This window comes from Pontibacterium sp. (assembly GCF_041587635.1).
In the GTDB taxonomy this organism is placed as follows: domain Bacteria; phylum Pseudomonadota; class Gammaproteobacteria; order Pseudomonadales; family Balneatricaceae; genus Pontibacterium.
Genome location: NZ_JBFGYC010000160.1, coordinates 1 through 7311, shown reverse-complemented (window position 1 = coordinate 7311; position 7311 = coordinate 1). Strand labels below are relative to the sequence as shown.

At 50.0% G+C, this 7311-nt stretch carries 5 protein-coding genes; 2 read left to right on the top strand and 3 right to left on the bottom strand.

Annotated features, from left to right (window positions below; genetic code table 11):
• Window positions 1-392 (bottom strand): CBS domain-containing protein (locus tag ABYW01_RS09800; RefSeq protein ID WP_372832396.1); only part of this gene is annotated, 392 nt, incomplete at its 3' end.
• A gap of 424 nt (window positions 393-816) precedes the next feature.
• Here ABYW01_RS09800 and ABYW01_RS09795 point away from each other — a divergent pair.
• Window positions 817-1791, top strand: coding sequence for a cytochrome-c peroxidase (locus ABYW01_RS09795; RefSeq protein ID WP_372832395.1), 975 nt, complete (start codon window positions 817-819; stop codon window positions 1789-1791).
• Window positions 1788-5039 carry an EAL domain-containing protein gene (locus ABYW01_RS09790; RefSeq protein ID WP_372832394.1) on the top strand — a complete coding sequence of 1084 codons (3252 nt, stop codon included), beginning with the start codon at window positions 1788-1790 and terminating at the stop codon, window positions 5037-5039. Before ABYW01_RS09795 ends, ABYW01_RS09790 begins: the two co-directional genes overlap by 4 nt.
• A gap of 18 nt (window positions 5040-5057) precedes the next feature.
• Here the strand turns inward: ABYW01_RS09790 and ABYW01_RS09785 are convergent, their stop codons facing one another.
• The gene (locus ABYW01_RS09785; RefSeq protein WP_372832393.1) at window positions 5058-5690 is read right to left on the bottom strand and encodes a pentapeptide repeat-containing protein; all 633 of its coding nucleotides are present in this window, start codon (window positions 5688-5690) and stop codon (window positions 5058-5060) included.
• Window positions 5691-5798: 108 nt separating this feature from the next.
• A partial coding sequence (locus tag ABYW01_RS09780) for a DNA polymerase II (RefSeq protein WP_372832391.1) occupies window positions 5799-7311 on the bottom strand: 1513 nt, incomplete at its 5' end.

Below are 7311 nucleotides of genomic sequence, written 5' to 3'. Positions count from 1 at the left end.
CGAGCTCGGCCCGCCGGGAGCCGGACTTGATGTTCTGGAGCGAGTCGGGGGTGTCGGTGCGCGTCCCCCACACGCCGCAGTCCTCGCCCGACGGCAGGTAGCCGACGTGGGTCCAGATCACCGGCAGCCGTTTCGGAACCCACAATCAGGTTTGTCATCGTCCCGTTGCTATGCCAGTAGTAACTGGTCTCACCCGCCTCAGTTTTTAAGTTGCTGGAAAAACGACGACCAATGTCCGTGCTGGTCACAATCCCGATTAATTCACCATTGCTTACCACCGGAGCACCGCTGATTTTACGACTGGATAGCGCTTTATCCATATCGATAAGAGACATCTCGGGGCTAACAGTAAACAGCTCCCGACTCATAATATCTTGTGCGTGCGTGGTCATATTCCAGCTCTCCAGACTAAGTAGAGCCTTTAATTAACCCGTTGAAATACAAGGCGTCCTTGATAAATATCAAGCATCCAAACTAGTGCAAAAAGCCAACTCATGCACCAAAAACAAGCAACAAACCTAAAGAATTAAATCCATATAAATCAAAGACAAAAAACACCATTCACAACATGCGCCCCGTTTTGGATCGAAAGTAAAAACCACTCCCTGATTCAGGGCGCCAATTATTTTTTACTAAGCCGAGAGGAGGTTTCTACAACCGATCGGAGGGATGCTTGACAATAATCAAATAACCCTCACTTCTGCCATCCACATAACACTGTAATTAGTTATACACTGGCATTAACATTCAATTTAGACTCTACTAATATAGTGAGTCTTGAAGTAGTTACTAAGTGGTCACTTGATGGTGAGTAGAGTGGTAGAAAGGTTAAGGCGGTACCTATTTGTCTCGCTTCTATTCTGGGTTCCAGAGCTATCGGCTTTTGATTTAAGGCACGAGCCGATCAACCCCATTCTTGCAGCCCAGAATCTCTCGTCTCAGAAAGTAGAACTGGGCGAATCTTTATTTCACGATGTCCGTCTGTCTAAAGACAACAGCATTAGCTGCGCTAGCTGCCACAACCTTTCCAAGGGTGGCACAGATAACCAACCCGTCTCCCGCGGTGTCAATGATGCATTGGGGTCCGCGAATGCCCCTACGGTGTACAACAGTGCTCTGAACTTTATGCAGTTCTGGGATGGCCGGGCGCTCAATCTTCGTGAGCAAGCCAACGGACCGGTACATAACCCGGTTGAGATGAATAGCAACTGGCCCGATATCACCCACAAACTAAGCCATGATCGTCCTCTCAGTGAACGCTTTGCGCGTCTATATCCTGACGGTCTCACTGCCGACAATATCCGGGATGCCATTGCCACGTTCGAAGCATCGCTGCTGACCAGTCATTCACCATTTGATCGCTGGCTCAAAGGGGAGGCTCAAGCACTCTCCGAACAACAGATTCAGGGATACCGGTTGTTCAAATCCTATGGTTGTATCAGCTGCCATCAAGGCGCAAACGTAGGAGGCAATATGTTTGCGTATCTGGGTGCGGTGAATAATGTACAGAGCTACTTCCAACAACGCGGTACGCCAATCAACACTCCGGATTACGGTCGCTATAGCGTGACCGGAGAGCTTGAAGATAAGTATCTGTTCAAAGTGCCCAGCCTGCGACTCGCCGTCAAGACAGCCCCCTATTTTCACGATGGCTCAGTCTCCACGCTGCAAGAGGCTATCCGGCTCATGGCCCGCTACCAACTCGGTCGGGAGATTCCGGATAATCACACAGACGCCATCATCATCTTCCTGCATTCCCTCGTAGGAGAACACCCAAGGCTGACACCATGAAGAGTCCACGTTTATCGGTCTTTCTCGTTCCGCTGTTGGCAATCAGTTTTGTGATCAGCTTGTTCTTTGTTATCTACGACAGCGACCTGTATTTGAATAAGCAAAGGTCGAATCTGTTGCTGGAAGTTCAGAAGTTAGACGGCAGACTGGATCGGGAAATTCTTCTGATTAGCTCCCTGCAACAACAGAACTATGACCCTGTCACACAAACGACAGCAGAGATTCGTGCGCTCAAAGCCCAGCTCATCGATCGGCAAGCTGAATTTTACGGACAGCTAAGTCCAGACTTTGACCTTAAACTCAGCGCTTACGCCACCGTAATAGAAGCTAAAATTACTCAGACCGAACGTATTAAAACGGCCGCGGCTATCGTCCGTAATGGCCTGAATTATCTTCCTCAGTTAATCGACGACTTGCACCAGGTTGATCACCATAACAGCGACCAAGTCCTGACGATTGCCAACCAACTTTACCGACACTATATTTTTCATAGCACCCTGAATGCAGATGATGTGTCACACGCAATTGAACAGCTGAGGGCTGATAACTCTACCAATCCCGACCAACGTTTTTTCATTCGTAACCTGAATCTACATATTCAGGGCAATCTCAACGCGCAACAGGCGTTGTCTAAATTACACGAAGACTATCTGTTAATCCCCTCCGAAAAAACCTTCAGCCAACTGCATCAGGCATACCAATTTCACCGGGCACAGGAAATTAAACAAGGTGAGTATTACAGCCTCCTTTTACTGGCGATCTGCTCGTTGCTGTTGTTATGGCTGGGGGCTCTATTTCGGAAGCTGGCCATTTCTCACCAGTCGGCCGAGAAAGCACGCTTGCGCCTGCGTGACGGTGTAGACAGCCTCAATGAAGCCTTTGCGCTATTTGATCACGCTGGCAATCTGGTGCTCTTTAACAAACCATTTAGCCTCTGCTATCCGTGGCTAAAAGAAGAACTGAAAGTCGGCATCAGTCGTCAGGAACTGCTGGATAAAATCGAACCCTATATTGAACAAACGGTCCTCGCATCCCACGACGGAAACACCCATCGGCATAACTTACAAATTCTCAGTAATGGCCACTGTTATCTAAGCAACGAAACGCCCACCGCGGAAGGTGGTGAAGTCTGGGTACGCATTGACGTGACCCACTCACGCCACAACCAACTGGAGCTACGCAAACTATCCCGTGCTTTAGAACAAAGCCCGGTATCTGTTGTCATTACCGACCTCAATGGAAATATTGAATATATCAACCCAAAAGCCGAGGAGACATCCGGCTATACCAACGAGGAAGTGATCGGCTCCAATCCCCGAATATTCCGTTCGGATTACCATACAGACAGTGATTATCACCAAATGTGGAAGACCTTGCTTTCCGGACAGGAGTGGCAGGGGATCTTTCGCAACAAGCATAAAAACGGAACCTTATACTGGGAATCCGCAACGATCTCATCATTGCGCGACGATGCGAATGAAATTACCCATTATGTAGCGGTCAAGGACGATATCTCTGAGAAGAAACAAGCGGAAGACGAGCTACGCCTAAACGCAGCCGTCTTTGAAACCACCCGTGAAGGGATACTGGTTACTGATGCCAAAAGCCGCATCATCTCAGTCAATCCTGCGTTTACCCGGATCACCGGTTACACACTGGAAGAGGTCAGAGGCAAAACACCGAACCTGTTGCGTTCGGATCAGCAAACCGATGAGTTCTACGCCAACATGTGGACCAGCCTGAACCAACACAGCCAATGGTCAGGAGAGATCTGGAATAAACGCAAAGACCAATCGGTATACCCCCAGTGGTTGTCCGTGTCCGCTATCAAAAATGCACAGGGCAAAGTACAACAATATGTCGCCGTGTTCTCAGATATTACCCAACGCAAACAACAAGAGTACAAAATCCGGCAACAAGCCAACTTTGATGCCCTCACTGGCCTGCCCAATCGCACCATGCTAAAAGGAGAGCTTCAGAATACGGTACTTAATGCCCACAATAATCAGCACTGCTCCGCTCTGCTCTTTGTCGATCTGGATCGTTTCAAAGCCGTGAATGACACAATGGGTCATGCTGTGGGCGACACATTGCTGCAGCAGGTTGCTAAACGATTACGTCACGAAATCCGCGACGAAGATATCATCGCCCGCTTTGGTGGTGATGAGTTTGTGGTGATTCTTCAGACACTCCATTCCACCGAACACGCCGCGGCTACCAGCCAACGCCTGATCGACTGTCTGCGCGAACCTTTTGACCTTCAAGAGCGCGAAATTTATATCGGCGCCAGCATCGGCATTTCACTCTACCCTGACGATTCAACCAGCGCAGATACCATGCTCCGCCACGCCGATATGGCAATGTACAAAGCCAAAGAACGCGGTCGTAATCAATACCAGTTTTTTAACGCCGAGATGCGTGATCAGGTGAAAAATCGCACCGAATTGGAACAAGCATTACGTCTGGCACTACAGAACAACGAGTTCGAACTTTACTACCAACCGATTGTGAACACTCAAAGCGGTACCGTTGAAGCGGTTGAATCACTGGTGCGCTGGTGTCACCCGGAGCGCGGCATTATCAGCCCGGCCGAGTTCATACCGATGGCCGAGGAAACCGGACTGATTCAACCACTGGGGTTGTGGGTCTTTGAACATGCGTGCCAACAGATGCAAGCATGGTGTGAACTTGGGCTGACGGATCTATCGGTCGCGATCAATATCTCCAGCAGCCAGCGCCACTTGGGCTTCAATGCCATCGCAGCCCAGGCCTTGATCGATAGAACCGGAGTGAATCCCAGCAAATTGATCATCGAAATCACCGAAAGCATGTTTCTCGACGGCTCAGAGGAAGCGATTACCTGGCTCAATGAACTGAAAGCACTGGGTGTCATGCTGGCCATCGATGACTTTGGTACCGGCTACTCATCACTGAGTTATCTCAAACGCTTCCCTATCGATAAGCTTAAAATCGACCGTGCTTTTGTCAGGGATCTACCCGATGATGAGGATGATGCCTCACTGGTCAAAGCAATCATCGCCATGTCACACAGTATGGGGCTGACACTGGTGGCCGAAGGGGTGGAAAACTACGACCAGCTGGATTATCTGAAAAGCTTGGATTGTGACTTAATTCAGGGTTATCTATACAGCAAGCCAGTACCTGCTGACCAGCTACCGGACGTGATCCGCACACTGGAAGGTCATGCCCAAAAACACGCCGCTGAAGCTTATAACTTTATTATTTAGTCTCAGTACCAGAGACTGTCAGAACGGCGGCATAATCGGCGGAAAGCCCATCATGTCACTCTCTTTTGGCTTACATTCACCAATGGAGCCCGGCGCACACACAGTGCCATCGGGCATAGCCGCGCCGCTTAAATCGACACCGTCCAACACCACATCCACCAGCTCAGCATTGGTCAGATAGCTGTCGGTCAGGTCACTGCCCGTCAGATCGGTACGATGCAATCGGGCATGAAACAGATCCGCATGAAAAAAGTCTGCCCCGTGAATATGCGCATCAGTCAGATCCACGTTATAGAGACTGGCTTCATAGAAGTCAGCCTTATCAAAGCAACAACTGCGCGCTGAACTGGCATTGAGATTGGATTTGATTAGGCAGGCACCGGTAAAATCCGCGCCATCCAGAATGGCGTGAAACAGATCAGCGTCACGAATTGTCGCCCCTTGAAGGTTCGCCCCGGACAGGTCTGTTTTATAGAGATTGGCCCCAGACAGGTCCGCTTCACGCAGATCGGCCCCCTTCAGACAAGCATGGCTAATATCGGCTTCACCAAGATTCGCCCCGCGCAGGTCTGCCCCCGCCAAGTCGGCTTTGTAGAGATCTCGTCCGTACCAGTCCACACCCTGCAGTTCTTTCGAATAAGTTTCAGACATTGACCACCCCATAGAGATACAAAAAAACAAATCAAACGCATGCCATTTGTATCACTATAGAGGATTATCACCGTTGGTTCCCGAAGTTATATCAATAACCGCTCAGTTTCAGAATAAGCGGTATTGCGGCGCCGTGAGTCGATCAAAGTCCTCATCGATAAAGGTGAGTATGGTATCGGCCACCGGCTGCACCTGTTTATCGATGTAATGTTGATAGTCGATCGGTGAACGTAAAAACTCGAGTGGTTCTGGCCCGTTGACGGTCATCACATATTCCACATGAACACCCGGTCTAAACGGGCTGGGTATGCCCTGCTCCTGATAACGTTTTTCAGCTTTCAGTCCCGCCTGCACATGAGGCGGACGATTGCGGGTATATTCTGCCAGCGGTTGTCGGATACGTTTACGATAGATCAACTGGTCATCCAGCTCCCCTGCCTTCACGGCTGCGACCCGCTCCTTCAGTAACGCCTGCCACGGCTGCTCGCGGAAAATACGTTCATACAGCTCCTGTTGCAGATCACGTGCGAGCGCCGTCCAATCGGTCCTGACATTTTCCAGTCCTTTAAAGACCATGCGCGTTTCACCGCCACTCAAACATTGCAGACCGGCATAACGCTTTTTACTGCCCTTTTCCGAATGACGCATACGTGGCATCAGGAAACGGCTGTAATGGGTTTCGTACTCAAGCTCCAGATAACAGGGCAGATCGAACCGCTCTTTTAACTCCTGCTGCCACCATGCGTTGAGGTAGTCCTGCAATTCACGACCACGGGAATCGGCCTGCTCCTGGGGATAGTCATCACCCAGCCAGACAAATACCGAGTCGGTGTCACCATAGATCACCGTATGATTAAACTGCTCTTCAATACAGGTTTTAGTACGGGTCAGAATCTCATGACCACGCAGTGTGATGGAACTGGAAAGACGTTGATCGTAGAACCGGCATACATTGGAACCCAACACACCATAGAATGAGTTCATAATAATCTTGATCGCCTGTGACAACGGCTGGTTCTGCTCCAGTTTAGCCCGATCACGCGCTTGCCAGAGACCTTCGATCAACCCCGGTAAAATACTGTTGCTGCGGTCAAAAATAGCGTGATTAAATCCCGGCACCAGACACTCAGTGTCAGCCCCCTCTTTCAGGCCTTCCGCCATCCCAACCGGGTCGATTTTGAAGGTGCGGATAATACTCGGATACAGGCTTTTAAAGTCCAGCACTAATACCTGACGAAACAATCCTGGCTGGGAATCCATAACATAACCACCGGGGGCGTCTAAACCGGATTGCCCCGAGGCATATTCGGGGGCGACATACCCCTCTCGATGCATCAGCGGTAGATACTGGTTATCAAATGCTGCCGCTGAACCGCCCACTTTATCCAACGGTAAACCGGTTAAACGCGCCCGCTCCACCAGATAGTGCAGCAGCTGCGCTTTTTCAAAGATATCCCAAACCAGCCGGCAATCTTCCAGGTTGTATCGCGCTAAAGCGGGTTTATCTTCATGGTATAACCGTTGGATCTCATCACCACGTTGCTCGACGTGATCGATCAGCTTGCCCCGATCAAGAAAATGGCGGGAGACATACTCCAATGAGAAGCTTTCGAACTGGAAT

Excerpts from the sequence above, each read along its gene's own strand:
- ABYW01_RS09790 (WP_372832394.1), top strand. The coding sequence starts at position 1,788 with ATGAAGAGTCCACGTTTATCGGTCTTTCTCGTTCCGCTGTTGGCAATC.
- ABYW01_RS09785 (WP_372832393.1), bottom strand. The coding sequence starts at position 5,690 with ATGTCTGAAACTTATTCGAAAGAACTGCAGGGTGTGGACTGGTACGGA.